The organism is Pigmentiphaga litoralis, assembly GCF_013408655.1.
GTDB lineage: Bacteria > Pseudomonadota > Gammaproteobacteria > Burkholderiales > Burkholderiaceae_B > Pigmentiphaga > Pigmentiphaga litoralis_A.
Map to the genome: position 1 here is coordinate 1846685 of NZ_JACCBP010000001.1, position 26404 is coordinate 1873088.

The window sequence follows — 26404 nt, forward strand, 5'->3', positions numbered from 1 at the left end:
GGGCGATCAGTCCGCCATCGCCCAACCCACCGCGGCCCATAGCAGCAGCAGGACAGGCAGGATGGCCAGCAGACGGGACGTGGCCGACAATGCGAGCATGCTGGGACGCGTGGACGGGAAGGTGGTGCGCGGCTGGCCGCGGCCCTGCCTTGCACCGGAAGAAAAAGACGCCATGACCGGGTTTCAAATCGCTAATGCAACAGAGTATCATTAATCGAATGACAGGAGAAACGATGGCCCTACCCGGTCCGCATGCCCCAGCTGGCTTGGACGCCTGCACTGCCCACGCTGCTTTTGCGATGCCCCGTGCTTTTGCGGTGCCTGCTGCTTTTGCGGTGCCTGCTGCTTTTGCGGTGCCTGCTGCTTTTGCGGTGCCCCCTGCTTTTGCGGTGCCCGCTGCTTTTGCCGTACCCGCTGCCTCCGCCGTGCCCGCTGCTTTTGCCGTGCCCGCCGCCTCTGCCCGTGCAGCCGTGCCGCGGCGCGCTGCACTCGCGACCCGACACGTCCAGGTCATCCGCGCGTTTGCCCTTGCCCTGCTGGCCGCCCTGCTCGCCGCCCTCCTCCCAAGCGCCGCCCAGGCCCACCCGCACTCCTGGATCGACGTGCGCAGCGCCGTCCTGTTTGCCGACGACGGCCGAATCACCGGGATCGAACAGCAATGGACCTTTGACGAGCTCTACACCACCTACATCGTCGAAGAAATGGGCGGCGGCAAGAAGCCATCGCCCAAAGTCGCAGGCCAATTTGCCTCCAAGGTGATCGCCAATCTCGAGCCTTTCCGTTATTTTGTCGACGTGACCGTCGACGGCAAGCCTGTCAAGCCCGCACGGGTCACGCAATACGCCAGCGAGATGCGCGGCCAGCGGCTATGGCTGCGCTTTGTGGTGCCCCTCGCTACCCCGATCGACCCCCGGCGGCTGTCCACCGCCTTCAGCGTCTACGACCCGACCTACTACATCGCCATGGAACATGCCGACTTGCGCGCCGTCAGCCTGACAGGCGCCCCGCCCGCCGCCTGCCAACCCGCCCTTGAACGGACGACGCCGTCACCCAGCGTGCTGGCGCGCGCCTTTTCCATGGACGCCGGCGCGCCGGCCGACGACACCCTGGGCCGGCAGTTCGCCCAGAAGGTGGTGCTGACATGCCGGTAGCGGTGGCGCGATGGACCCGTCCAGGCATCGGCCTGGCGGCGGTGAGCCTGCTGATGCTGGCGTGCGCAGCGTCCATCCTGCTGTCGGATCCGGCGGGCGTGACGACCGTCACGACCGGCACCCGTCTGCAGGACTGGCTGATCGGCATCCAGGGCATGCAGCGCGACCTGCACCGTGACCTGGCATCGGCCTTGCGCGAGGTCTCCCGCGCGGGCATCACGGCGGCGTGGCCCCTGGTGGTGCTGAGCGCGCTGTACGGGGTGTTCCATGCCGCCGGGCCCGGTCATGGCAAGGCGGTGATGGCCACCTACCTGACCACGCAGGACGCCCATCTGGGCCGAGGCATCGTGCTGTCGGTGGTGTCGTCTTTGTTCCAGGGCGCGGTCGCCATCGTGCTGATCGAAACCGTGCTGGGCGTGGTGGGCATGTCGATGCGCCGCGCCCAGGCCACCAGTGTGCAGTTCGAAGCCGTCAGCTTCGGCCTGCTGGTGTTGCTGGGCCTGATGCTGATGGTGACGCACGGCCGCCGCCTCCTGCGTCAGCGCCGGGCGAGCAAGACGGCGGGCGCCTCGCAGGCGGGCGCTTCGACCCCGCCCACCTCCCTGACGCCGCCTTCCTTGTTCGCTTCGGGCGGCCAGTGGAAAGCGGTGTGCGACGACTGCGGATCCTTCCATGCGCCCAGCGCGGATCACCTGCGGCAACCCCTCACGGCCCGGCACCTGATCGGCGTCGTGCTGGCCATCGGCCTGCGGCCCTGCTCGGGCGCGGTGCTGGTGCTGCTGGTCGCGCATGCGCTGGACCTGCGGTGGGCGGGCATCGCGGCGGTCGTCGCCATGTCGGTAGGCACCGCGCTGACCGTCTCGGTCCTGGCCGCGGTGTCGGTCCTGGCGCGCCGCGTCGCGCTGCGGCTCATCGGCGGCACGGCCCGCGCGGCCTGGGCCAATATGGCGCTGTCGGGCGTCGGGGTGCTCGGCGGGGCGGCGATCTGTATGATGGGCCTCGCCCTGCTGGGCGCCACCCTGGCCACGCCTGCCCACCCCCTCTTCTGACATGGCCGCGACCCCGACGTCCGAACGATCCCTCAAGCTGACCCTGTGGCTGGTGGCCATCGGGTTCTTCATGCAGACGCTGGACACGACGGTCGTCAACACCGCCCTGCCCGCCATGGCCGCCAGCCTGGGCGAAAGCCCGCTGCGCATGCAGTCGGTCGTGATTGCCTACACGTTGACCATGGCCGTGCTGATCCCGGCGTCGGGCTGGATGGCCGACCGCTTCGGCACCCGCATCGTGTTTTTTTCGGCCATCGTGCTGTTCACGGCCGGATCGGCACTGTGCGCCAGCGCCCAGTCGCTCAACCAGCTGGTGGCGTGGCGCGTGCTGCAGGGCGCCGGCGGCGCCATGCTGCTGCCGGTGGGCAGGCTGGCGATCCTGCGCACCTTTCCGCGTGAACGGTTGCTGCCCGCCATGAGCTTCGTCGCCATTCCCGGCCTGGTCGGTCCGCTGGTGGGGCCGACCGTGGGCGGCTGGCTGTCCGAATGGGCGTCGTGGCACTGGGTGTTCCTGATCAACATCCCGGTCGGCATAGTCGGTGGCATCGCCACCTGGCTGCACCTGGCCGACAGCCGCGAAGACCACCCCCACCGCTTCGACCTGGGCGGCTACCTGATGCTGGCGTTCGGCATGGCCGCGATTTCGCTGGCGCTGGACGGCCTGTCGGGTTCCGGCATGCGGCATGCGCCCGCCTTCGTGCTGCTGATCTTCGGCATCGTGGCGGTGGTGGCCTACTGGCTGCACGCGCACCGCAAGCCCGACCCCATCTTTCCACCCGACCTGTTTGCCATCCATACCTTTACCGTGGGCATGCTGGGCAGTCTGTTCGCGCGAATCGGCGCCGGCGCCATGCCCTTTCTGCTGCCGCTGTTGCTGCAGGTCAGCCTGGGCTATTCGCCGTCCCACGCGGGGATGATGATGCTGCCCGTGGCGGCGGCCGGCATGCTCAGCAAGCGGATCGCCACCCCCTTGATCACCCGGCTGGGCTACCGCAGCGTGCTGGTCTGGAACACCCTGCTGGTCGGCTCCTTGATGGCCGTGTTCGCGCTGATCGGGCCCACGCAGCCCATCGGCGTCCACCTGCTGCTGCTCGCCGTATTCGGCGCCGTCAATTCGCTGCAGTTCACCGCCATGAACACGCTTTGCATCAAGGACCTGCAACCGCACAACGCCAGTTCGGGCAACAGCCTGTTTTCCATGATCCAGATGCTGTCGATGAGCCTGGCCGTGACGACGGCGGGCGCCGTGCTGAGCGCCTTCACCCGCGCCACCGACCATGGCAACCCCGGCGACACGCTGGCCGCCTTTCACGCGACCTTCTTGTGCGTCGGCCTGATCACCGCGGCGTCGGCATGGATCTTCTGGCAGCTATCGCCCGACGTGACGCCCACGAAACGCAAGGAAGTCGAGATCGACGTGGCCTGAAGGGTGGCGGGTGGCGTGGCTGCCGGACCCCATCGTGCCGGAGCCTGCAGCGACTTGCCGGAACGCCGCCAGGCCGCATGGACAAAGGCGTCCAGCCTGCCCGACGCATCCGGCGGCATGGTCGGGTAAAATCGATCCTTTGCCTGCGACCAAGACGCCATGTGGTTCAAGAACCTGCTGATTTACCGCCTTCCCGCCCCCTGGGCCATGACGTCCGAACAACTCGAGGAACTGCTGGCCGAACAAGCCTTTACGTCGGGCTCGAGCCAGGAAATGCAAACCCAGGGCTGGGCGCCGCCCCGTGAAAACGGCGGCCTGGTGTATGGCCTCGGCAACAACCTGCTGCTGAACCTGCGCACCGAAAAGAAACTGCTGCCTGCCAGCGTCGTGAACCAGGTCGCCAAGGCCAAGGCGCAAGAAATCGAAGAGCAGCAGGGCTTCAAGCCCGGCCGCAAGCAGATGAAGGAAATCAAGGAAAACGTGACGGAAACCTTGATGCCGCGCGCCTTCAGCATCCAGCGCGACACCCGCGCCTGGATCGACACCAAGAACGGCTGGCTGGTGCTGGACGCGTCGTCGCCCACCAAGGCCGACGAATTCCTGCAGTTGCTGAACAAGTCGGTGGAACGCATGCCGATGGCCAATCTGCATGTCGAGATGTCGCCCGCCGCCGCAATGACTGACTGGCTGTCCCGTGACGAAGCGCCCGTCAACTTCACGATCGACCAGGATACCGAACTGCGCTCGTCCGGCGAAGGCCGTGCCACCGTGCGCTATGTGCGCCAGTCGATCGAAGCCGACGACGTGCGCCGCCACATCGAAGCTGGCAAGCAGGTCACCCGCCTGGCCATGACCTGGACCGACCGCGTGTCGTTCGTGTTGACGGAATCCCTGGCGATCAAGCGCGTTGCACCGCTGGACGTCATCAAGGAAAACACCGACTCGACCGGCGTGAATGACGACGAACGTTTCGACAGCGACTTCACGATGATGACCGGCGAAATCGGCAAGCTGCTGGCCGACGTGGTCGAAGCGCTGGGCGGCGAAAAGAAGGACTGACCGGACTGCCGTCCGCCACGCAACGGACCGCATCACTGACCATCGGGAAAGGGATCGCGACCGCCGTTATCCCTGGCGCGGCCGCATCGCGGCGCGCGCCGTCATGATCCCCAGCGCCGGGAACACCGCAAACAGCGCAAAAAGCGCAATCGCGGCATGTTTCGCGCCGTCGACCCCGCCCGGCGTCGTCAGCCCGGCCGCGTTCGCCACCCACCCGGCCAGCGCCGCACCAATCGCCATCGCGTACAGCTGCACGGTCGTGACGGCGGACGAGGCCAGGTTGGCCTCTTCCGGCCGCGCCGACCGGAACACCCGCGTCACCAGGTGCGGCCAGCACAGGCCAACCCCAAAGCCCACCCCACCCAGCGCGATGCATAGCACCACGAAGCCGGCCAGGGTATCGACCCAGGTCGGCTGCGGCAGCAACACGGCCAGCGCCAGCAGCGCCGCCGTCATCACGATCGGCCCCAGGCCCACCAGACGCACGGCAGACGGCCCGGTCCGCCCCGAAAACAGCAACGCCGCCACCGTCCAGCCGCCCGCCATCACCGCCGTCAGGTAGCCGGCTTCGAGCGGGCTGCGGTCGTGGATGACCTGCAAAAAGTAGGGCGCAAAAATCTCTGTCGTCACGCCCAGCATCAGCAAGGCCATCGTCGCGTAGCAGGCGCCCAGCACCGTGCGGACCGAATACGCGCCGGTGGGCAGCAGGCGCACCGCGCTGCGGCCATCCAGCCAGGCAATCATGCCGCCCATCACCACGCCCAGGGCCACGCAGGCGATGCGAGCCGCATTGTCTTCAAACAGGCTGCCGACCGAGAACGCCAGGACCGATCCGGCCAGCAAGCCCAGCCGGCCCCAGGCGACCGTGACCTTGGTCGGGCCGCGCGCGTCTTGTGCCGGCACCAGCGAACTGACAATGACCGCCAGCAAGGCGGCTACCGGCAGCAGCGCCCAGAACGCCAGCCGCCAGTGGCCGGACTGGGCAAACATGCCGCCAATCGCCGGCCCCGACAAGGTCGCCACGCCCCACATGGCCGACACGAAAGCCAGCGCCCGCGCCCACAGTCGGGATTCATACACCAGCCGGATCAATGCGTAGGACAACGCCAGCAGCAGCCCGCCCGCCAGGCCCTGCAGCGTACGGCCCGCCAGCAACACCGCCATGGCCGGGGCGATGGCGCACACCACCGTGCCCAGACAGAACACCACCAGCGCCGACAGATAGGCCTTGCGCGGGCCCAGCCGGCCAATCAGCCGGGACGACAGCGCCGAGCCCAGGATGGAGGCAATCACGAACAGCGTCGTGCTCCACGCGTAGACTTCCAGCCCGCCAATGTCCTTCACGATCGACGGCATGACGGTCGTCACGACATAGACATTGATGGCGTGGAGCGCCACCCCACCGGCCAGCGCGAGCGAGCGCAGTCCGTTGCGGCCGGTCATCAGTTCCAGCAGCGAAGAAGATTCGTGTTCAGAAGCCATTGCGAGAAGCGGGCAGCGTCCGATCGGCAGGACCGGCCACGTCCGGGGTCCGCAGGCTGGGCCTGGGAAAGGAGGAAGCCGGCGCGTCGGCGCCGCGTGTCATTGTGAGCGAGGCGCCACAATACCTGAAAGGCCAGGTACGCACCTGAAAGGTGCATCGATCCGTAGGGGGATTGAGGGAAATAAAAATCGGGTCCGTTGCCCGGTTCGACAGCCGGCGTGAGCCGGAGGGGGAGTCGAACGGGGCAGCGGACCCGATGCAGGTTCGCCAGACGATCCCGAGCGTGCCAGCTGCGGGGAGGTGGTCGGGCGGGGAATCCGCCGCGCCACCAGAAGGCACATTCGGGAGCCGGATCATCGCGCAGACTTGATGCTGCGTTGCTCCCGCAGGAGGAGATGACCCGGCCCTACCGGTCGGCGCCGCCCGTCCGGGCGCGGCGCCGGCCGTTCAGACCGCCTCGGAAGGCGAATGCGAAAGCGGTTTGGCGGTACGCGCCTGGTTCACCATGCGGGCGCCGCCCAGCACGCCAATCAGCGCAAGGGGATAGGCCACCCAGACGATCCAGGGGTTGGCCGCCACATACGGGGCAACCAGAGGTTCACCCGACACCATCTTGACCGAGGTAATGACGAGCACGCCGGCGCCGATGTACATGATTTGCGGATACTTGCCGAGCAGCGCCAGGATCAGGCGGCTACCCCAGACCATGATCGGCACGCTGATCAGCAGGCCCAGGATCACGAGCAGGAAGTTGCCGTGCGCGGCGCCGGCCACTGCCAGCACGTTGTCCACGCCCATGACGGCGTCGGCAATGATGATGGTCTTGAGCGCAGCAGCGAACGTGACGGTGCCGCCATGTTCGTCGTGACCGCCCTCACCCGCCGTCAGCAGGCGGTAGGCAATCCACAGCAGCGCGAGTCCACCCACCAGCAGCAGGCCCGGGATCTTGAGCAGCCAGACGACGACCAGGGTCATCAGGGTACGGACGACGATGGCGCCCACCGTGCCCCAGACGACGGCTTTTTTCTGCAGGTGTTTCGGTAGATTGCGTGCTGCAAGCGCGATGACGATCGCGTTGTCGCCGGCCAGCACGATGTCGATCACGATGATCGCGCCGAGGGCCATAAGGAACTGCATGGTGAAAGTTTCGGCGGCAAGCGCACTGAGCCATTCCATGAACGGATCTCCAGACAAGGTTGAGTGACCTCAGCTGGCGCAGGAACGACAAAGGAAGGGTGGGAATCCTATGCATACCTTGACACCAGGCTGCAAAGGTCTTGTCCAGTCACCGTGAGTGACCTGTACGACCGGAAGGAGGCGAGCCCCTACGTATTGACGATCGTACAAAAGAGCTTGCGCTCTCGAACTACTCCCCTTTGGAGGGGCAGCGATTTCCGCTGCTGGAATGCATTTTCCGGATCCGCCGCACAATGTCAACCAGAACAGGCGGATTGTTACGGTTCGGGCATACAGGGAAATACCCTGAGCCACCCTGCCCGGCCGGTGTCGGCGCCCGGGGTGACCGGACGGCGGCTGCGGCATGCCGGCTGTTGTTTGCAGGCTGCGGCATGCCGGCTGCTGTACGCCGGCGGCCGAAGTCCAAGGCCAGACGTCACACATTGGACGTCTGGCATGGCATTCAACACGGCCACGCTATGGCGCCTTGGCTTACTCCGGATTGACGCCGGCAGCCTTCATGACCGGGCCCCACTTTTCGACCTCGGCCTTCAGGTGCGTACGCAGCCCTTCGGTCGATGCCTTTTCAGGCGTGGCGATGATGGCGCCGAGCTTGGCCATGGCGTCCTTGAACTTCGGATCCGCCAGGCCAGCCAGCAGCGCGGCGTTCAGGCGGTCGACCACCGGCTTGGGGGTGCCCTTGGGCAGGTAGATGCCGTGCCAGACCACCATCTCGAAGTTGTCCAGGCCCTGCTCGGCCAGGGTGGGCAGATCCGGCAACACGGCCAGGCGCTGCTTGGTGGTCGCGCCGTAGGCTTTCACACGGCCCGACTGGATCAACTGCGTGGTTTGTGTGGTCTGGTCGCACAGCAGGTCTACCTGGCCGCCCTGCAGGTCGGTCATGGCCGGACCCGTACCGCTGTACGGAATCGTGGTCACGTCCATCATGTTGATGCGGCTCAGGAACAGCACGCCGCACAGTTGCGACACGGCGCCCATACCGGCATTGGCCAGGTTCACCTTGCCGCGATTGGCCTGCAGGTAGGCGTACAGCTCTTTGTAGTTGTTCGGCGGCAGGTCCTTGCGGCCCACCAGCGTCATGGGCACATCAACGACCTGGCCGACGTATTCGAAGTCGGTCAGCGGATTGAAGCGCAGCTTTTTGTACAGCGCCGGCGCGGTCGACATGCCGGTGTGATGGATCAGCGCAGTATAGCCGTCGGGTGCAGCGCGGGCCACGGTATCCGCAGCGATGGTGCCGCCCGCGCCGGTCTTGTTTTCGGCAACGACCGTGACGCCCAGGTTCTGCCCCATGGCTTCGGCCAGGCGCCGCGCGACCACGTCGGTCGGGCCGCCCGCGGCGAACGGGATGATCAGCTGGATGGGACGGGCGGGATAGTTCTGGGCAAAGGCGCTCAGCGACGCGGCGCTCAGGACGGTGGCCAGGATCAGGCGATGCAGCATGAGTAAGTCTCCTCAAGGTGGACAGGAACGCACCGGTCAGGCTCTGGCCTTCTTGTTGTTGCCGGGCGGTAGAACAGATCATGGTGTGCGGCCTTGCGCAGTCCCGCCATTGGGCGAAGCACTGACAGACCGGTACCGCAAAAGAACGAGATGAAGCCGGAAATTTCAGGTAAGGGGCGCAAAGTCAGGTCGCCAAATCAGTTCGCATTCGCCTGAGCGCCGCGCTGCGCCAGTCGTTGCGCCCGCTTGATCACAGGCGCGTCAACCATCTTGCCGTCCAGCTGGAAAGCGCCGCTTTCCGACGCGGCGCGCTCCAGCACCCGACGGGCCCACTCACGCTGCGCGGGCGTCGGCAGGAAGCTGTCGTTCAATACCCGCACGTGGGTCGGATGGATGCACAGCGCGCCCCCAAATCCCATATCGCGCGCGCGCCCCGCCGATACCGCCAGACCTTCCAGGTCGCGGATCGCCGGGTGGACGCCATCCAGCGGCGCGGCCAGACCGGCCACGCGGCCGTGCAACAGCACCGCGTACCGGCCTTGATCCAGGATCGTGGCCGCCGCGGCGCTGTCGGGGTCCAGATCCAGGTCCAGCCCCAGATCCAGGCTGCCAAACGCCAGGCGGCGCACGCCGGGCGACGCCGCCACGGCGGCCAGGTTCACCAGCGCCGCCGCGCTTTCAATGATCGGCCACAGCGGCTTGCCGAAGCCCGCCGCGTGCGCCACGATCTCGGCGCTGTCGGCCTTGGGCAGCAGCACGGCCGCCACGTTGGCATGCCGCCGGCACATGGCCAGGTCCGCCTCGGCCCAGTCGGTGTCGACGGCATTCACGCGCACCACCACCTGGTGGCCAGGCGACGCGGCGAGCCATGCGGACAGGGCCTCGCGCGCGGTGGCCTTGTCATCGGGCAGGACCGCGTCTTCCAGATCGATGATGACGGCGTCCGCACCGGTGGCGAGCGCCTTGTCGAAACGGTCCGGCCGGGATGCTGGCACGAATAAAGCGGAACGGGCCAGGTCCAGGGACGTGGCGGCGGGTTCCATCGCGTGGGCGTTGCCCACCGCATTCGGGTGATTCAGCGAGCCGCCGCGCGTCGTGGATGCATTATTCATGGCTCAATCCTTGCCGCCGTGCACGGCCGACGCAGGGGACGCCGACGCGGACCGCCCGGAATCCGCCAGCCCCGGTTCCCCCAGCCCCAGTTCCCCCAGCCCCAGTTCCGCCAGGATCGCGTCCGTATGCTGCCCCACCGCCGGAATCGCATCCATCCGCGCCGTATAGGCTTCGTTCGATCCGGGTGGCAGCAGCGCGGGCAGGCGTCCCACCGGGCTGTCCACTTCGGTCCACCGGGCGCGGGCCTGCAGCTGCGCGTGGTTCCACACGCCCTGCATGTCGTTCACGCTGGCATTGGCGATCTGCGCGCTTTCCAGCAGGTCGATGATGCGATCGCGGGTCAGGCCGCCAAAGATCTCGACGATCAGGGCGCGCAATTCCGTGCGATGCGCGGTGCGCGCGCCGTTGCTGGAAAAGCGTTCGTCTTGTGCAAGCTCCGGCCGGCCCAGGACCTTGTCGCAGAACACCGTCCATTCACGATCGTTCTGCAGGCCCAGCATGACCGTGCCGCCGTCGCCCGACGGGAATGGGCCGTAAGGATAGATCGTGGCGTGGGCCGCGCCTGAACGCGCTGGCGGCGTCGCGCCGTCGAACGCGTAGTACATCGGGTACCCCATCCACTCGACCATGCTTTCCAGCATGGACACATCGATGCGGCTGCCCTTCCCTGTCGTCGCGCGCAGCAGCAGCGCCGACAGGATGCTCGAGTACGCGTACATGCCTGCCGAAATATCGGCGATCGACGCCCCCGCCTTGGACGGTTCGTCGGGCGTGCCGGTGACCGACAGAAAGCCGCTTTCACTCTGGATCAACAGGTCGTAGGCTTTCTTGTCCTGGAACGGACCGCCCATGCCATAGCCTGAAATGTCGCACACGATCAGGCGCGGATACTTTTCGTGCAGGGCGTCAAACGACAGTCCCAGCCGGGCCGCCGCGCCGGGCGCCAGGTTCTGCACCAGCACGTCGGTGCGGGACAGGAGGCGGTCCAGCACCTCGGCCGATTCGGGCGCCTTGACGTCCAGCGCCAGGCTTTCCTTGGATCGGTTGGTCCACACGAAGTGGGACGACATGCCCTTGACCCGGCTGTCGTAGCCGCGGGCAAAGTCGCCCGAGCCGGGCCGTTCGATCTTGATGACGCGGGCGCCCTGGTCCGCCAGCTGGCGGGTGCAGAACGGCGCGGCGATCGCATGTTCCAGACTGACGACGGTGATGCCATCCAGCGGCCGCGGTGCGCCCGACGCGGCCTTGCCGATGGGATGCGCGGCGCTCATCGCGCCACCTTGTCGAACAGACCGGTCACGGACGCCCGGTCCCGCAGCGACCACACGCGCGAGATCAGTTCGGTGGCTTCGGTGTCGTCGGTCGCCTTCGAAAACTGCGTCAGGCGACGGAACTTGTCTTCAAGTTCCGGACGGGTCAGTGTGTTATCGGGATCGCCCTTGGGGGCATCCACGGCGCAGCTGAAATGGCGGCCATCCTGCGTGTCCAGTTCGATGCGGCCCAACCAGCGTTTCGGATAGGCGGCATCGACTTCGGGGTCCAGCACCATCTGCACCTTCTCGCGCAGCGCGGACACCCTCGGATCGGTCAGCGCATGGGCTTCCACCCCCGCAATGCTGGCGTCGCCATGCACCGCGATCAGGCCCAGCACGGTACCCATCGAAAACTTGGCCTGGTGCACCGTGGTGGGCGTGGTCACGCCACCCAGCACGTCGATCGCAGCCTGATGCACTTTTGCGGTGATCGCGCCGATGTCTTCGTGGCGGAGCCCTTCGCGCTGCATCAGCACGTGAAGCGCATCGGCCGCCGGGTGCGTGTGGCGGCATGACGCGTGGAATTTGAAGGACGTTTCGAGCAGCGCCCAGCGCGTACCCAGACGGTCTGTCAGGAAAGCGGGATCGGCGTCGGTCGACATGCCGGCCGCCATGCCCTTCTCGCCGTCCAGGATGCGGCGTGCGCCCGTCAGGCCGTCGGCTGCCATGTAGGCCGCCAGCAAGCCGTCGGCGGCCGCCTTGGCCGTGTGCAGCTGTTTGGAATCGGCGGCATCCCGCAAGAATTCCCACAGGCCCGATGCCTGCGTGCCGGCCGAACCCACTGCATGCAGCATGGTGTCGGCATCCAGGCCCAGCAGCTTGGCCACGCCCACCGCCGCCGCCAACGTGCCGACGGTGCCGGTGGTATGGAACACCTTGTAGTGCGAGCGGCCCATGAATTCGCCGATCCGCACGCCCGCCTCGTATCCCGCTGCCGACGCCAGCAGCAGGTCGGCGCCCGACTTGCCCAGGTCCTGCGCCGCGGCAAACACGGCCGGGAACACGACCGTGGCCGGATGCAGCACCGAGCTGTTGTGCAGGTCGTCCTGTTCCACCAGATGCGACGACGCGCCGTTCACGAAAGCCGCGAAGTACGGCGAGGTACGCGTACGGTTGACCAGCACCGTGCACGGCCCGTCGGACGGCCCCATCTTGCTTGCATACCGCTCGAACACCGGAATCGGATGCGCGCCCTTCGCGGCCAGGGCCGAGGCTACCCAGTCAAGGAACAGTTCCTCGGTCCGGGCGACCACTTCGTCGGGCAGGTCGGAAAATTCGAGCGTGCTCAGGAATGCACACAACTCGGCGGTCGGATGGCTGGCCTGCGGGCTCAGGTCGGAACGGGGATCGGTCATGGGCTGCCTCGATACTCAGTAGGAACGCGGAAGGTCCAGCAGGTGCTCGGCCACGTAAGCCAGGATCAGGTTGGTCGAGATCGGCGCGACCTGATACAGGCGGGTCTCGCGGAACTTGCGTTCGACATCGTATTCGCACGCAAAGCCGAAACCGCCATGCGTCTGCAGGCAGGCATTCGCGGCTTCCCACGACGCCTTGGCGGCCAGGTACTTGGCCATGTTCGCGCTCGCGCCGGCAGGTTCGCCCGCGTCGTATTGCTGGCAGGCGCGCCACCGCATCAGGTCGGCCGCTTCCACTTCGATATGCGCTTCGGCGATCGGGAACTGCACGCCCTGGTTCTTGCCGATCGGGCGATCGAACACGATCCGTTCGTTGGCATAGTTGCGCGCCTTTTCGACGAACCAGCGGCCGTCGCCGATACATTCGGCGGCGATCAGCGTGCGTTCGGCATTCAGGCCATCCAGGATGTACTTGAAGCCCTTGCCTTCTTCCCCGATCAGGCTGTCCAGCGGCAGTTCCAGGTTGTCGAAGAACAGTTCGTTGGTCTCGTGATTGACCATGTTCAGGATCGGCCGGACGCTCATGCCGTTGCCGATCGCCTTTTCCAGGTCGACCAGGAAGATCGACAGGCCTTCGGACTTCTTCTTGACCTCGGACAGCGGGGTCGTGCGGGCCAGCAGGATCATGTAGTCCGAGTGCTGCACGCGCGAGATCCACACCTTCTGGCCATTGATGACGTACTTGTCGCCCTTCTTGACGGCGGTGGTCTTGAGCTTGGTCGTGTCGGTGCCGGTCGTCGGCTCGGTCACGCCCATGGCCTGCAGGCGGGTCTGGCCCGATGCCAGGCGCGGGAGCAGGTCGCGCTTTTGCGCTTCGGAACCGTGACGCACCAGCGTGAACATGTTGTACATCTGGCCATGGACACTGCCGGAGTTGCCGCCGCAGCGGTTGATTTCTTCCAGGATCACCGACGCTTCGGACAGGCCCAGGCCTGACCCGCCGTATTCCGACGGGATCATGGCGGCCAGCCAGCCGGCTTCGGTCAGCGCGTTCACGAAGGTCTCGGGAAACCCGCGGCGTTCGTCCACTTCGCGCCAGTAGGCCGCGTCATAGGACGCACACAAGGCGCGCACGCCTTCACGGATGTCCTGGAAATCTTCGGTGGTTTGCAACGGCATACAGTCCTCGTCAGTCGAATTCGATGTCGGCGCGCTGAGCGGCGCCCTGTTGGTTGGCGGCCCACACCTGTGCATGGCCCGGTTCGGTGATACGACCGCCGACGTAGAACGCGTCGGGTACGGTCAGCGGACGGACGCCGCGAAAAGCAAAAGTCTTGACCCGGGCTTCGGGATTGGCGCGCATAAAGGATCGGAGCGCAAGCGTCGCGATCAGCGGACCGTGCACCACCAGTCCCGCGTAGCCTTCCACCTCGGTCACGTACGGAAAGTCGTAATGGATGCGGTGTCCGTTGAAGGTCACTGCCGAATACCGGAACAGCAGCGTCGGCGTCGGCGTCACGTCTTCACGCCATTGCGGGGCGTCAACCGGCGTGTCGTCCTTCAACTTGGGCGGCGTGGCTTCGCGATACACGATGTCGTGGTCGTCGCGCAGGGCCAGTTGCCCCTGCTGCGAGATTTCGTGGCGCACGGTCACGAACAGGAGCGATCCGGTGCGGCCGTGCTTTTCTTCGATCCGCGTGATGGTCGACACGCGGTGCGCATCGACACCGACGCGCAGCGGTGCGTGAAATTCGAGCCGGCTGCCCGCCCACATGCGGTTGCGGCCTTCGGCAGGCGGCAGGAAACCGCCACGCGCCGGGTGACCGTCCTGGCCGATGCCATCAGGCTGCACGGGTTGCTGGAAATAGGCCCAATGCCACAGCAGCGGCAAGGCACTGCCGGGGGCCGGCGTGGGCTCGCCCAGGGTGGCGGCAATACGGACGGCCAGGTTATGGCTGATCTGATCGGTGCAGGTTTCGGTGCGCCCAAGCCAGGGGTTGGTGTCCAGGCCCTTGGCCGCGTCGGCGGGATCGTTCGTGGTCGCTGCACCCATGTCGCTGCATTCCTGTCGTCTATCTGGAGCGTAAGGATGCGGAAAGGGGTACCCTTCTGTAAATTCACATTTTTCTTACCCGGCGTTCGCCTGCCACGAACGCCGAGCCAGCCCGCTCCCCAGGATTCCATGCATTTCGATCTGGCCGACCTTCGGCTTTTCATCCAGGTAGCGCAGGGCCCCAGCCTGACCCAGGGCGCGCGCCGCGCCAGCCTGTCGCTGGCCGCGGCCAGCGCGCGCATCAAAGCGCTGGAAGGCCAGCTCAACACCCGACTGCTGTATCGGGACAGCCGCGGCGTGGAATTGACGCCCGCCGGCCAGCGCCTGCTGCAGCATGCGCGGCTGGTCATGCGCCAGGTCGATTATCTGAAGAATGAATTCACGGACTACGGCGGCGATGGCGCCGGCCACATCCGCATCTTTGCCAACACCACGGCAACGACCGAATTCCTGCCCGAAATTCTGGCAGGCTTTCTATCGACCCGGCCGGGCGTCACGATCGATCTGCAGGAACGCCTGACGCGCGACATCGTGCGCGGCGTGGTCGACGGTTCCACGGATCTCGGCATTACCGCCGGCCCCATCGTCGCCCCCGAATTGCAGATGATTCATTTCAGCACCGACCGCCTCGTGCTGGTCGTGGCCAGCGATCATGCGCTGGCCGCCCGCGACACGATCAAGCTGGAAGAGATCCTGCAGTACCAGCACATCGCCCTGCACGAAGGCAGCACCATGCTTGCCTTTCTGCGAGAACAGGTCGAACAGCACGGAGTGTCATTGCTGCTGCGCATTCAGGTGTCGAGCTTCGAAGCGGTGTGCCGCATGGTCGAAGCCGACGTCGGCATCGGCGTCATTCCTGAATCGTCCGCGCTGCGCCATCGGCAGACGATGGGCATCAAGATCATCGCTCTTGACGAACCCTGGGCCGTGCGCGAACGCAGCATTCTGATCCGCGATCTGGAAGGCCTGCCCGGCTGCGTGCATGCGCTGGTCGCAGCGATCAAGGCGCATCAGGGAAGCGGCGCGTAAACGCACGTCGCACAAACAAAAAGCCCCGCCTCTTTGCAGAGAGCGGGGCTTTTTTCGTCCCGACCGGCACGCCGGCGGGGCGATTACAGCGGGTACTTACGCGGCGCTGGTTGGCGTTGCGTCAGCAGCCAGCACGTCGGTCGATGCCGGCGTGGCAGCGGCAGGTGCCGGAGCGGCTGCAGGAGCAGCGGCCTTCTTGGCCGGCGCGCGCTTGGCGGCTGGCTTCTTGGCGGCGGCTTTCTTTGCAGGTGCAGCGTCGGCCGACTTGGCAGCTGGCTTGGCGGCAGCGGTCTTGGTCGACTTGGCCGACTTCGCAGCCTTGGCCGGAGCGGCAGGCTTGGCAGCGTCAGCCGCAGGCTTGGCAGCCGACTTCTTGGATGCCTTCGAAGCGCGCACGGCCTTCGTTGCTGGCTTTGCGGCGTCGGCAGGCTTGGCAGCAGCCGTCTTGACCGACTTGGCAGGCGCCTTCTTGGCGACAGCTTTCTTTGCGGCTGGCTTGGCAGCAGCAGGTTGAGCCGCAGCGGCGGGCTTCGTCGACGCCGACTTCTTGTCGGCGGCGACGACGGCCTTCGCTTCCTTCATCGCGGCCTTCATGGCTTTTTCGGCCAGGCTCAGACGCTGCGATGCATCCTTGCGAGCGGCATCGGCGCGTGCGATGGCTTTCTTGGCGGCGTCACCCAGGCGGGTTGCCGTGGCTTCGAGCTTCATCAGAACGTTCGAGCCGGCGGACTTCGCAGGCGCTGCTTTCTTGGCTACCGATTTTGTCGGGGCGACCTTTGCAGTCGTCACTTTCTTAACCGCTGGTTTGGCGGATGCTTTACCGGTTTGCAATTTTTTGACCATGTCTTTCTCTAGAGAGTCGAGCGCGCAGTGTTAATGCGACACGCTACTCTGTCAACCCTTATGTCAATAAAAAAGAAGCGACATCGCAACAGCACATTGCTGGAACGAATCTGGCGATGCGTGAAGCGTGTCACCTTGATGCGATCGCTTCGACAACAGCCGGCCCCGCGAGGCCCGGCCGTGCCGGCTCAACCGCCGAGGTAAGCCTCGACGAGACGATCGTCCTTGAGCAATTCCTGGCCGCTGCCGCTGAGGGCGATGCTGCCGTTTTCGAGCACATACGCGCGCTGCGCGATCTTCAGTGCCTGACGCACGTTCTGCTCGACGAGGAAGATGGTGAGACCTTCACGATTGATCTCGCGAAGGATGCGGAAGATCTCTTGCACGATGATCGGCGCCAGGCCCATCGACGGTTCATCGAGCAACAACAGACGCGGCTTGGCCATGAGTGCACGACCGATCGCAAGCATCTGCTGTTCGCCGCCGGACAGGTTGCCGGCCATGCCGTCGAGCCGTTCCTTCAGTCGCGGGAACAGATGGAAGACATGCTCGAGATCGGCGCCGACCGCGCTGCGATCCTTGCGTGTGTAGGCGCCCAGTTCCAGGTTCTCGCGCACCGTCATGGTGGTGAGAATGGCGCGGCCTTCGGCGACCTGCACGACGCCGCGCTGCACGATCTTGTGGGGCGACAGCTTGCCGAGGTCTTCGCCATCGAACACGATGCTGCCGCCGTTCTTCTTGACGAGGCCCGACAGCGCAAGCAGCGTGGTCGACTTGCCCGCGCCGTTGGATCCGACCAGCGTGGTGATCTCGCCTTCGCGCAGTTCGAAGTCGATGCCCTTGACTGCCTCGATGTGTCCATAGGCAACCTTCAGGCCCGACACCTTCATCAGCGTACTCATGGAAGCACCTCTTCGTTGGCGGGGGTCTCGTCATCGTCGGTGCCGAGATAGGCTTCGATCACCATGGGGTTGCGGCGGATGGCGTCGGGTTCGCCTTCGGCAATGATGCGGCCGAAGTTGAGCACCGCGATGCGATCGCACAAGCCCATCACGAAACGCATGTCGTGTTCGATCATGAAGATCGTGTAGCCGCGCGCCTTGATGTTTTCGATCTCGCTCATGAGGTCGACTTTTTCACCCGTGTTCATGCCCGCCACGGGCTCGTCCAGCAGCAGCAGCTTGGGTTCGGTGGCCAGCGCGCGCGCCAGTTCCAGCTTGCGCTGATCGCCATACGACAGGTTGTCGGCAGTGTCGTTGGCCTTGTGGTCGAGCTTGACCCACGACAGCAGTTCATGCGCCCGTTCCCGCGCGCGTTTTTCCTGCGCGCGAAAACCGGGCAGGCTCAGGATCAATCCGGCAGGACCGTAGTCCAGATGGCGGTGCATGCCGACCACCACGTTTTCCAGCAGCGTCATCTCCTTGAAGATGCGGATGTTCTGGAACGTGCGCGCAATGCCGCGGCGGGTGATCTGATGCGGCTTGATGCCCACCAGGCTTTCATTGTTGAACGTCAGGCTGCCGCCGGTGGGCGGCAACAGGCCGGTGATCAGGTTGAACACGGTCGTCTTGCCGGCGCCGTTCGGGCCGATCAGCCCGAAAATCGTGCCCTGCGGGACGGTGATGTTGACGTCCTGCAGCACGTGCAGTCCGCCGAAGCTTTTCGAGATGGAAGAGAGTTGCAGCATGTCAGTGGCCCCCCGTCTGCCGGTTGCGTCCGAACCAGCGGCGCATGCGCGACGGGTCCCAGATGCCCTTGGGCAGGAACAGCACGATCAGGATCAGGATCAGGCCGTTGATGACGAGGCGGAAGTCGTTGAAGGCGCGAAGCATTTCCGGCAGCAAGGTCAGGATCACGGCGCCGACGACCGGGCCGGCGATGCTGCCGATGCCACCCAGGATGGTCATCGTCAGGATTTCCACGCCGCGGTCAAAGCCGTATTCGTTGGGACCGATAAAGAAGGTCAGGTGCGCATTGAGTGCGCCGGCCAGACCGGCCAGCAAGGCGCCCAGCACGAAGGCCAGCAGCTTGGTGTTGTTGACGTCGACGCCCATCAGGCCCGCCGCCGTCTCGTCTTCCTTGATGGCTTCGAACGCGCGGCCGATCTTGGAGCGGCGCAGGCGATACAGCAGCACCAGGGTCAGCAGCACGGCCAAGCCGACGTGCCACCATTCGGTCTGCTGCGGAATGCCGTTCAGGCCCAGCGCGCCGCCGGTCCAGGATTCGGTGTTCAGGATGAACACGCGGACGACTTCACCGAAGCCCAGCGTGGCCATGGCCAGATACACGCCAGACAGCCGCAGGGTGGGCTTGCCGATGATGAAGGCCACCAGCATCGGCGCCGCCATGCCGCCCAGCAGCGCGACCGGGAAGGACACTTCGTAGTTCGTTGTCAGGATCGCGGCCGTGTAGGCGCCGATCCCCATGAAGGCCGCGTTGGCCATGGCCAGCATGCCGCAGGCCAGCGTCAGCCAGATGGACAGCGCCAGCAAGGCATTGGTGCCAAGACTCAGCACCAGATTGCTGTACACCGACCAGAAATTGTCAAACCATTCCATGATGTCTTCTCTACCCTTTTACGCCTTGCGTTCCAGCACTTTGCCGAACAGGCCTTGCGGACGGACGAGCAGGATCAGGAACAACAGACCGAACGCTACGGCGTCGCGCATGGTGGATCCCACGTACGCCACCGACAGCACTTCGGCAAAACCCAGGAACAGGCCGCCGATCATCGCACCGCGAATGTCGCCCATGCCGCCCAGGATGATGACTGCGATGCCCTTGTGCAGCATCGGCTGGCCCATCAGCGGGAACACCGCGTTGGAATACAGGCCGATCAGCACGCCGGCGATGCCGCCCAGCGCGGCCGCCACGAACGACGTCAGCAGGAACAGCCCTTCCACATTGATGCCCAGCAAGGATGCCGCCTTGGGCGACTCGGCGATCGCGCGCAAGGCCCGGCCCAGCTGCGTCTTTTTCATCGTGTACATCAGCGCCGCCATGAGCGCGAAGGACACGAAGATGATCGTCAGTTCCATGACGGTGACGTGCATGCCGCCGATTTCGAGCGCGTCGTCGGGCGTGATGCCGGCCGGGAAGCGGATCGTTTCGGCGCCGAACACGCCCTGCATGCCGTTGTTCAGGACGATCGCCACGCCGATGGTGGCGATCATGGGAATCAGGTGGGGCGCATTGCGCTTGCGCAGGCGCTTGAGCACCAGCACATCGATCAGCATGCCCAGGATCCCGCTGCCCACGGCGGATGCCACGACCGCGAGCCACAGGGGTGCGTCGAACTTGAGCACCAGTTGCAGCGCGATATAGGCGCCGGCCATGAAGACCGCGCCGTGCGACAGGTTGATGACGCCCAGCACCCCGAACACCAGGGTGAAGCCGAGCGCGAACAGGGCGTAAACGCAGCCAAGCGAAAGCGCGTTGACGAGTTGCTGTTCCAGCATGACAAATTTCCAGCCTGAAAGGGACGGCGACACAACGTGCCGTCAGAAAACGTCAGGGGCGCGGAGCCAGGCTCCACGCCCCTGGGAATACCGCGGCAGCGCCGCGACAGCGTGTAGTGCTTACTTCTCGATCACGTACTTGCCGGCCTTCGTGCTCATCACGATGGGGGTCTGCACGGCGTCATAGCCAGCCGGCTTGCCGCCCTTGCCCGCCGCCTGGCGGAAGCTGAAGGAACCGGTTGCGCCGCTCCACTTCACGGCAGGCAGCGCGTCGTGCAGCGCCTTGCGGTCGGCTTCGAGCTTGCCGGTCAACGACACCTTGCCGAGTGCCTGGGTCACGATATAGAACGCATCGTAGGCCTGGGCGGCGAACTGGTCGGGCGCCGCATTGTACTTGGCCTTGTACGCAGCAATGAAGCGCGTGTTTTCGGCGGTCTGGTTTTCGATCGACCACGGGCTGCCCACCCACAGGCCATCCGACTTTTCCTTGGCCAGATCAAAGATCCGGACCGAGTTCATGCCGTTGCCGCCAATGAAGGGCACGTTGATGCCGAGCTGGCGCGCGGCGACCATGATCGGGCCGCCTTCGGCGATCAGCGCCGACAGCACGATCGCGTCGGGGTTGGAAGCCTTGATCTTGGTCAGCTGGGCCTTGAAGTCCACGTCGCCCTTGGCGAACGTTTCGGTCGTGGTGACCGGGATCTTCAGGTCTTCCAGGGCCTTCTTGAAATTGTCGTAGCCGCTTTTCGTGAAGACGTCGTCGTTGCCATACAACACGGCGACCTTCTTGATGTTGGCGTGGCGCGCGGCCACCTTGATGGTTTCCGGCAGCACGTCGGCTTCGGTCACGGAATTGCGGAACACGTAGTCACCGATGGAGGTGATGCCGTCGGCCGTGTTGGACGTGCCGAACACCGGCGTCTTGGCGCCCTGGGCGATCGGGTCGGCGGCCTGCGCCGAGTTCGACAGGGTCGGGCCAAAGACCATCAGGACCTTGTCCTGGAAAATCAGTTTCTTGAAGACGTTGATGGCTTCTTCTTTCTTGCCCTGTTCGTCTTCGATCACCAGCTTGATGGTGTTGCCGTTCACGCCGCCCTTGGCGTTGACTTCTTCAGCGGCAAGCTGGAAGCCGTTGCGGATGGCATTGCCATACTGGCCGGCGCCGCCCGACAGGGCCGCCGCGACACCGATCTTGACTTCGGCCGCGTGGGCAAACGACACCACACCCAGGGCGGCCAGCGCCACGAGCGACTTGTTGAAAATTGGATTCATGCTCTGTTGTCCTTGTAGGCATCGGCTTGTCGTTGCCAGGTGTCTTGGTGTCACCTGCGCAATCCGCCCATGCGTGGGGCGTCAGCCTGGCCGCATATTCTAGCGGCTGTCCGGACCCGCCACCACCAACACGGTCACATCGGGGGCTGGAAGCGCCCGGTCGGACACCCCGGCGTGGCGCTCGTGCCACGCCATCGGCACGCCTGCCGCCGTCCCGGGTAAATTGCGGGCTCTCGCCAGGCAGGCGCTGATAGAATCGGCGCGAACACGGCACTGTGTGCTCACTCACCCTTTTCCGACGGCCCACGCCTTGTCGCCTGTGCACACTGCCATGCCTTCTTCCGCCCCCCTGTCCATTTCCCTGGGCCACTACGACCCCGCGCTGGTTGCCCTGTCGGTGCTGCTGGCGATTTTCGCGGCGTGGACCGCGCTGCTCAATGCCGGGTCGATCGAACGTTCGCGCGAGGCGGGCACCCGCGCACTGGGTTTCGCTGGCGGCAGCATCGCACTGGGCGGCGGCATCTGGGCCATGCATTTCGTGGGCATGCTGGCCTCGCACGCCGGCAGCGGCGCCACGTATTCCGCGTCGGTGACGGTCGCTTCCCTGCTGCCCGGCCTGGTGGCCGCCAGCGCGGCCATGGCCATCGTCCACACCCAGGCTCCCGGCACGTTCCGGCTGTTGCTGGGCGGCGCCGTCTTCGGGCTGGGCATCGCGGGCATGCACTACACCGGCATGTCGGCCATGCAGGTCGCGGGCAAGGTGCACTATCACGCAGGCATGGTGGCGCTGTCGATCGGGGTCGCGGTGTTGCTCGCGACGCTGGCCCTGGGGATCCCCTGCCGGCTGCGGCGGGCGGGCCGGATTCCGACCGGCCTGCCCCGCCTGGCCAGCGCCGTCGCCATGGGGCTCGCGGTGTCGGCCACCCATTACCTGGGCATGGCGGCCGCACGCATGGATATGCCGGCGCACGCCAGCGTTGCCGACGGCCCGTCCAACGCCGCCTTCCTGGCGGTGGCGGTCGCGCTGGCCACCCTGGCGTTCACGTCGCTGGTCATCGCCATCAACGGCTTTCTGCGCTATCGCGAACTGTTCACCGAACTGCGCGACAACGAAGCCCGCCAGCGCGCCCTTCTCGATACCGCCATCGACGGCGTCATCACGATTGCGGCCGACGGCACGATCAGTGCGTTCAACCCGTCGGCCGAACGGCTGTTCCTGTGGACGCGCGACGAGATCCTGGGCCAGCCCGCCGAACGCCTGATCGCCGGACCCTACCGCGCCAAATTGGCCGACTACCTGGCGCGCACGCTGCGCGGGCGCACGACCGATGGCGTCAATGGCCGCGAAGTCATGGCCGAGCGCAAGGACGGATCGCGCCTGCCGATCCGGCTGGCCATCGGCCACACCCATGTCGGCGGCCGTGATCTGTTCGTGGCGTTCGTGACGGACATTTCCGCCCGCAAGGACATCGAACGCGCGCTGCGGTCCAGCGAACAGCAATTCCGGTCCCTGATCGGCAATCTTCCTGGTATTGCCTATCGCAGCCTGGTCACCCCCGGCTACCCGATGGTGTTCATCAGCGAAAGCGTGGAACGGTTGACGGGCTACGCCGCGGCCGATTTCCTGGCGACCCCGCCGCGCGTGCTGTTCGGCGACCTGATCCACCCCGACGACACGGCGCATGTCGATGCCGAAGTCACGCGCGCCCTGGTCGACGGGCAGCCCTTCCAGGTCGAATACCGCCTGCGGCACCGCAATGGCGAATGGCGCTGGATGTGGGAAAACGGCAGCGCCGTGCCAGACGACGGCCCGGGCGCGCCGCGGCGGCTCGATGGCGTCATTCTCGACATCACGGCGCGCAAGGCGGCCGATATCGACGTGCACCGCTTCCGTGCGATCGTGGCGTCGTCCGAAGACGCCATCATCAGCAAGGACCTGAACGGTGTCATCACCACCTGGAACCGCGGCGCGCAATTGCTGTTCGGATTCAGGGCCGACGAAGTCATCGGCCAGTCGATGCAGATCCTGTTTCCGCCCGACCGGCTGGATGAAGAGCCCCTGATCCTGGCCCGCCTTGCGCGCGGTGAACGGGTCCACCATTTCGAGACGGTGCGCCGCACCAAGGACGGCGACCTGATCGACGTGTCGGCCACCATCTCGCCGATTCTGGACGAGCGCAATCGCGTCATCGGCGCTTCCCAGATCTCGCGCGACATCAGCGAGCGCAAACGCATGGAAGCCGCCCTGCGCGACGCGAAGGAACACGCCGAACTGGCCGCCGCGGCGCGCACCGCCTTCCTGGCCAATATGAGCCACGAGATCCGCACCCCCATGAACGCGGTGCTGGGCTTTACCGACGTGCTGCTGCAGGGCCGCCTGGACGACGAACAGCGGCGCCACCTGGACACGGTGCGCAGTTCGGCGCGGTCGCTGCTGCGGCTGCTGAACGAGATCCTGGATACGGCCAAACTCGACCGCGGCCTGGTGGATCTGGAAACGAACGAATTCAATCTGCTCAGCCTGATCGACGAGCTGTCGTCGACCATGGGCGCGTCGGCGCGCGACAAGGGCCTGTCGCTGCACATCCGGTATGACGACGGCCTGCCTGGCGTCTTCCTGGGCGATGAACTTCGCGTGCGGCAGGTGCTGACCAATCTGCTGGGCAACGCAATCAAGTTCACGGCCAAGGGCAGCGTCACGCTGTCGGTGGAAGCCGAAGGCGACCTGCTGCACTTTCAGGTCGCGGACACCGGCATCGGCATTCCCACGCATCGCCTGGCCGCCATTTTCGATCCCTTCACACAAGCCGATGCATCGATGAGCCGGCGCTTTGGCGGCACGGGGCTGGGCACGACGATCAGCAAGCAGCTGGTCGAGCTGATGGGCGGCCGCATCTCGGTCGACAGCACGGTGGATGTCGGCAGCACCTTCCATGTGTGGCTGCCGCTGGCGGCGGTGGACGAGGCGCCCGCTGCCTGCGATGCGCCCCGCCGCGCCGTTCCGCTGCCGCCCCTGCGCATTCTGCTGGCCGACGACGTGCCCCAGAATCTGGAACTGCTGGCCTTGCTGCTGGAAGACCAGGGCCATACCGTCGGCACCGCCAGCGACGGCCTGGAAGCCGTCCGGCTCGCCACCCGCGAACGCTTTGACGTGATCCTGATGGACGTCCAGATGCCGGGCATGGATGGCCTGGAAGCCACGCGCCGCCTGCGCATCGAACAGGCCCTGGCAAGCGAGCCGGCCACCCCGGTCATTGCCCTGACGGCCAGCGTCATGGACGCGGACCGCGACGCCGCGCGCAAGGCGGGCATGGACGGCTTCGCCTCCAAGCCTGTCGATTTCCATGCACTGTCGATGGAGATTGCCCGGCTGCTGCGCCTGTATCCGGCACGGGCGACTGCCCTGCCCGCGCGCCTGCCCGACCCCGCCGTGCTCGACACGGCCGGCGGCATTGCGCGCTGGACCGGCCAGGAAGCGTTCTACCGCCGCACGCTGCGCCGCTTCGGCCATGAACAGCACGGCCTCGCGGCTACCCTGACAGACCTGCATCAGCGGCGCGACCGCCCCGGCCTGCGCGCGCTGGCGCACCGCATACGGGGCCTGGCGGCCAACCTGGGGCTGGACCGGCTGGCGGCGTTGCTGCAAGGCGTTGACGAGGCGATCGCCGACGGCGACGAAGCGCGCGCCAGCGCCTTGCTGGCCGACCTGCCTGCGCAGCTGGATGCCGCCCTGCAGGCCATTCAGGACGCGCTGGGCGACGCCGACCGCACCCCGCCTGCCGCGCCCGCCCAGCCCGCGACGCCGCTCGACCTGCCGCGCGTGACGGGGCTGGTCAAGACCCTGTCGGCCGGCATGCGGCGCGGCCAGCTCGACGCCGCCCACCTGGATGGCCTGATGACCTTGATGGCGGGGCACGTGGACCGTCCGGCGCTGGCGCGGCTGCAATACTTGACCGACAACTTCGACTTTGCGTCGGCGGCCGCGGAACTGGACGCGCTGCTTGAACGCCTGTCGGCTCCGCACGAGGACGCTTCCTGATGCCCGCCCCCGCAAGCCATGCCCCGCTGATCCTGGCGGTCGACGACGAAGCCACCAATCTGCATCTGCTGCGGCAGATCCTGCAGGCCGACTACCGGCTGGTGTTCGCCAAAGACGGCGTGCGCGCACTGGAACTGGCGCAGCAGCAGCGACCGGACCTGATCCTGCTCGACGTGATGATGCCCGGCGTGACCGGCTATGCCGTGTGCCGCCAGCTCAAGGCCCTGCCCGCGCTGAAAGACGTGCCTGTCATTTTCGTGACCGCGCTGGCCGATGCCGACGACGAACTGGAAGGCTTCGATGCGGGCGCGGTCGACTACATCACCAAGCCGGTCAGCGCGCCGATCCTGAAAGCCCGCGTGCGCACGCATCTGTCCCTGGTGCAGGTCCAGCAACTGAAGGACACACGCCTGCAGATCGTGCAGCGTCTGGGCCTGGCCGCCGAATACAAAGACAACGAAACCGGCATGCACGTGATCCGCATGAGCCATTATTCGCGCCTGCTGGCGCTGGCCGCCGGAATGACGCCGCAGCAGGCCGACGACATTCTGCATGCCGCGCCGATGCATGACGTCGGCAAGATCGGCATTCCGGACGCGATCCTGCAAAAGCCCGGCCCGCTGAATCCCGACGAACTGAAAGTGATGCGTGACCACGTGCGCATCGGCGGCCAGATCATTGGCGACCATGCCGATGGATTGCTGGCGACGGCCGCGCGCATCGCGCTGACGCATCATGAAAAGTGGGACGGCAGCGGCTATCCGGCCGGCTTGCAGGGCGAGGCCATTCCGCTGGAAGGCCGCATTGCGGCGATTGCCGATGTGTTCGATGCGCTGACTACCGTGCGGCCCTACAAGGCGGCCTGGAGCGAAGCGGATGCAGTGGCGTATCTGGTGGACCAGCGCGGCAGGCACTTCGACCCGGCGCTGGTCGACCTGTTCATTGGCTGCCTGGACGACGTGCGGAATGTGATGCGGCAATGGCCGGAGCCGGAGCAGGCGGATAGTGGGGCTGTGTAGCGCTGCAGGGGTGAAGTCACTGCACGGGTGAAGTCACTGCACGGGTGAAGTCATTGCAGGGATCAGGTCACTGCAGGGATGAATTCACTGCAACCGTGACGT

General features: G+C 65.9%; 22 protein-coding genes. 7 read left to right on the top strand and 15 right to left on the bottom strand.

Features of this window, described 5'->3' with window-relative positions; translation table 11 throughout:
- Positions 1–6: 6 nt before the first annotated feature.
- Positions 7–174, bottom strand: coding sequence for a hypothetical protein (locus HD883_RS08210; RefSeq protein ID WP_179582107.1), 168 nt, complete (start codon positions 172–174; stop codon positions 7–9).
- A 251-nt stretch (positions 175–425) separates the two neighbouring features.
- On the opposite strand from HD883_RS08210, the gene HD883_RS08215 reads away from it, so the two are divergent.
- The 4 genes from HD883_RS08215 (at position 426) to HD883_RS08230 (ending at position 4685) form a co-directional block, all read left to right on the top strand.
- Positions 426–1151, top strand: a complete 726-nt coding sequence (locus tag HD883_RS08215; protein WP_179586565.1) for a DUF1007 family protein — start codon at positions 426–428, stop codon at positions 1149–1151.
- Positions 1142–2200: a nickel/cobalt transporter gene (locus HD883_RS08220; protein WP_179586563.1), complete on the top strand. Its 1059-nt coding sequence runs from the start codon at positions 1142–1144 to the stop codon at positions 2198–2200. Before HD883_RS08215 ends, HD883_RS08220 begins: the two co-directional genes overlap by 10 nt.
- Position 2201: 1 nt before the next feature.
- Positions 2202–3626: a multidrug transporter subunit MdtD gene (gene mdtD, locus HD883_RS08225; protein WP_179586561.1), complete on the top strand. Its 1425-nt coding sequence runs from the start codon at positions 2202–2204 to the stop codon at positions 3624–3626.
- A 159-nt stretch (positions 3627–3785) separates the two neighbouring features.
- Complete coding sequence (locus HD883_RS08230) at positions 3786–4685, top strand: recombination-associated protein RdgC (RefSeq protein WP_179586559.1); 900 nt, start codon at positions 3786–3788, stop codon at positions 4683–4685.
- A gap of 66 nt (positions 4686–4751) precedes the next feature.
- Here the strand turns inward: HD883_RS08230 and HD883_RS08235 are convergent, their stop codons facing one another.
- The 8 genes from HD883_RS08235 to HD883_RS08270 form a co-directional block, all read right to left on the bottom strand.
- Entirely contained in the window at positions 4752–6167 is a 1416-nt protein-coding gene (locus tag HD883_RS08235; protein ID WP_179586557.1) for an MFS transporter, read from the bottom strand.
- A 448-nt stretch (positions 6168–6615) separates the two neighbouring features.
- Entirely contained in the window at positions 6616–7344 is a 729-nt protein-coding gene (locus HD883_RS08240) for a TerC family protein (protein ID WP_179586555.1), read from the bottom strand.
- A gap of 492 nt (positions 7345–7836) precedes the next feature.
- Positions 7837–8808, bottom strand: coding sequence for a tripartite tricarboxylate transporter substrate-binding protein (locus tag HD883_RS08245; protein WP_179586553.1), 972 nt, complete (start codon positions 8806–8808; stop codon positions 7837–7839).
- A 197-nt stretch (positions 8809–9005) separates the two neighbouring features.
- Positions 9006–9851, bottom strand: a complete 846-nt coding sequence (locus tag HD883_RS08250; RefSeq protein WP_179588672.1) for an HpcH/HpaI aldolase/citrate lyase family protein — start codon at positions 9849–9851, stop codon at positions 9006–9008.
- Positions 9852–9923: 72 nt separating this feature from the next.
- Positions 9924–11192, bottom strand: a complete 1269-nt coding sequence (locus HD883_RS08255; protein WP_179586551.1) for a CaiB/BaiF CoA transferase family protein — start codon at positions 11190–11192, stop codon at positions 9924–9926.
- Positions 11189–12589, bottom strand: coding sequence for an MmgE/PrpD family protein (locus HD883_RS08260; RefSeq protein ID WP_179586549.1), 1401 nt, complete (start codon positions 12587–12589; stop codon positions 11189–11191). The genes HD883_RS08255 and HD883_RS08260 overlap by 4 nt, the downstream gene beginning before the upstream one ends.
- Before the next feature lie 15 nt (positions 12590–12604).
- Complete coding sequence (locus HD883_RS08265) at positions 12605–13768, bottom strand: acyl-CoA dehydrogenase family protein (protein WP_179586547.1); 1164 nt, start codon at positions 13766–13768, stop codon at positions 12605–12607.
- Positions 13769–13778: 10 nt separating this feature from the next.
- A complete protein-coding gene (locus HD883_RS08270) occupies positions 13779–14642 on the bottom strand; it encodes an FAS1-like dehydratase domain-containing protein (protein ID WP_179586545.1) in 864 nt (287 codons plus the stop codon).
- 129 nt (positions 14643–14771) lie between these two features.
- On the opposite strand from HD883_RS08270, the gene HD883_RS08275 reads away from it, so the two are divergent.
- A complete protein-coding gene (locus HD883_RS08275; RefSeq protein ID WP_179586543.1) occupies positions 14772–15671 on the top strand; it encodes a LysR substrate-binding domain-containing protein in 900 nt (299 codons plus the stop codon).
- Positions 15672–15767: 96 nt separating this feature from the next.
- On the opposite strand, the gene HD883_RS08280 is transcribed toward HD883_RS08275, so the two are convergent.
- From HD883_RS08280 to HD883_RS08305, 6 genes are all read right to left on the bottom strand, one after another.
- On the bottom strand, positions 15768–16379 hold the full coding sequence (locus tag HD883_RS08280) for a hypothetical protein (protein WP_179586541.1): 612 nt from the start codon (positions 16377–16379) through the stop codon (positions 15768–15770).
- 323 nt (positions 16380–16702) lie between these two features.
- Entirely contained in the window at positions 16703–17416 is a 714-nt protein-coding gene (locus HD883_RS08285) for an ABC transporter ATP-binding protein (protein ID WP_179586539.1), read from the bottom strand.
- Positions 17413–18201: an ABC transporter ATP-binding protein gene (locus HD883_RS08290; RefSeq protein WP_179586537.1), complete on the bottom strand. Its 789-nt coding sequence runs from the start codon at positions 18199–18201 to the stop codon at positions 17413–17415. The genes HD883_RS08285 and HD883_RS08290 overlap by 4 nt, the downstream gene beginning before the upstream one ends.
- 1 nt (position 18202) lies before the next feature.
- On the bottom strand, positions 18203–19072 hold the full coding sequence (locus HD883_RS08295; RefSeq protein ID WP_179586535.1) for a branched-chain amino acid ABC transporter permease: 870 nt from the start codon (positions 19070–19072) through the stop codon (positions 18203–18205).
- Positions 19073–19090: 18 nt separating this feature from the next.
- Positions 19091–19972, bottom strand: coding sequence for a branched-chain amino acid ABC transporter permease (locus HD883_RS08300; protein ID WP_179586533.1), 882 nt, complete (start codon positions 19970–19972; stop codon positions 19091–19093).
- Between the two features lie 120 nt (positions 19973–20092).
- Positions 20093–21244 (bottom strand): ABC transporter substrate-binding protein, encoded by a 1152-nt coding sequence (locus HD883_RS08305; protein ID WP_179586531.1) that lies wholly within the window; start codon positions 21242–21244, stop codon positions 20093–20095.
- A 331-nt stretch (positions 21245–21575) separates the two neighbouring features.
- On the opposite strand from HD883_RS08305, the gene HD883_RS08310 reads away from it, so the two are divergent.
- Both HD883_RS08310 and HD883_RS08315 read left to right on the top strand, forming a co-directional pair.
- Positions 21576–25283, top strand: coding sequence for a PAS domain S-box protein (locus HD883_RS08310; RefSeq protein WP_179586529.1), 3708 nt, complete (start codon positions 21576–21578; stop codon positions 25281–25283).
- Positions 25283–26302, top strand: coding sequence for an HD-GYP domain-containing protein (locus HD883_RS08315; RefSeq protein WP_179586527.1), 1020 nt, complete (start codon positions 25283–25285; stop codon positions 26300–26302). Before HD883_RS08310 ends, HD883_RS08315 begins: the two co-directional genes overlap by 1 nt.
- Positions 26303–26404 lie beyond the last annotated feature (102 nt).

Excerpts from the sequence above, each read along its gene's own strand:
- HD883_RS08210 (WP_179582107.1), bottom strand. The coding sequence starts at position 174 with ATGGCGTCTTTTTCTTCCGGTGCAAGGCAGGGCCGCGGCCAGCCGCGC.
- HD883_RS08275 (WP_179586543.1), top strand. The coding sequence starts at position 14,772 with ATGCATTTCGATCTGGCCGACCTTCGGCTTTTCATCCAGGTAGCGCAG.
- HD883_RS08310 (WP_179586529.1), top strand. The coding sequence starts at position 21,576 with ATGCCTTCTTCCGCCCCCCTGTCCATTTCCCTGGGCCACTACGACCCC.
- HD883_RS08220 (WP_179586563.1), top strand. The coding sequence starts at position 1,142 with ATGCCGGTAGCGGTGGCGCGATGGACCCGTCCAGGCATCGGCCTGGCG.
- HD883_RS08250 (WP_179588672.1), bottom strand. The coding sequence starts at position 9,851 with ATGGAACCCGCCGCCACGTCCCTGGACCTGGCCCGTTCCGCTTTATTC.
- HD883_RS08255 (WP_179586551.1), bottom strand. The coding sequence starts at position 11,192 with ATGAGCGCCGCGCATCCCATCGGCAAGGCCGCGTCGGGCGCACCGCGG.
- HD883_RS08270 (WP_179586545.1), bottom strand. The coding sequence starts at position 14,642 with ATGGGTGCAGCGACCACGAACGATCCCGCCGACGCGGCCAAGGGCCTG.
- HD883_RS08300 (WP_179586533.1), bottom strand. The coding sequence starts at position 19,972 with ATGCTGGAACAGCAACTCGTCAACGCGCTTTCGCTTGGCTGCGTTTAC.
- HD883_RS08235 (WP_179586557.1), bottom strand. The coding sequence starts at position 6,167 with ATGGCTTCTGAACACGAATCTTCTTCGCTGCTGGAACTGATGACCGGC.
- HD883_RS08290 (WP_179586537.1), bottom strand. The coding sequence starts at position 18,201 with ATGCTGCAACTCTCTTCCATCTCGAAAAGCTTCGGCGGACTGCACGTG.
- HD883_RS08295 (WP_179586535.1), bottom strand. The coding sequence starts at position 19,072 with ATGGAATGGTTTGACAATTTCTGGTCGGTGTACAGCAATCTGGTGCTG.
- HD883_RS08230 (WP_179586559.1), top strand. The coding sequence starts at position 3,786 with ATGTGGTTCAAGAACCTGCTGATTTACCGCCTTCCCGCCCCCTGGGCC.
- HD883_RS08245 (WP_179586553.1), bottom strand. The coding sequence starts at position 8,808 with ATGCTGCATCGCCTGATCCTGGCCACCGTCCTGAGCGCCGCGTCGCTG.
- HD883_RS08305 (WP_179586531.1), bottom strand. The coding sequence starts at position 21,244 with ATGAATCCAATTTTCAACAAGTCGCTCGTGGCGCTGGCCGCCCTGGGT.
- HD883_RS08240 (WP_179586555.1), bottom strand. The coding sequence starts at position 7,344 with ATGGAATGGCTCAGTGCGCTTGCCGCCGAAACTTTCACCATGCAGTTC.
- HD883_RS08280 (WP_179586541.1), bottom strand. The coding sequence starts at position 16,379 with ATGAAGCTCGAAGCCACGGCAACCCGCCTGGGTGACGCCGCCAAGAAA.
- HD883_RS08315 (WP_179586527.1), top strand. The coding sequence starts at position 25,283 with ATGCCCGCCCCCGCAAGCCATGCCCCGCTGATCCTGGCGGTCGACGAC.
- HD883_RS08265 (WP_179586547.1), bottom strand. The coding sequence starts at position 13,768 with ATGCCGTTGCAAACCACCGAAGATTTCCAGGACATCCGTGAAGGCGTG.
- HD883_RS08285 (WP_179586539.1), bottom strand. The coding sequence starts at position 17,416 with ATGAGTACGCTGATGAAGGTGTCGGGCCTGAAGGTTGCCTATGGACAC.
- HD883_RS08260 (WP_179586549.1), bottom strand. The coding sequence starts at position 12,589 with ATGACCGATCCCCGTTCCGACCTGAGCCCGCAGGCCAGCCATCCGACC.
- mdtD (WP_179586561.1), top strand. The coding sequence starts at position 2,202 with ATGGCCGCGACCCCGACGTCCGAACGATCCCTCAAGCTGACCCTGTGG.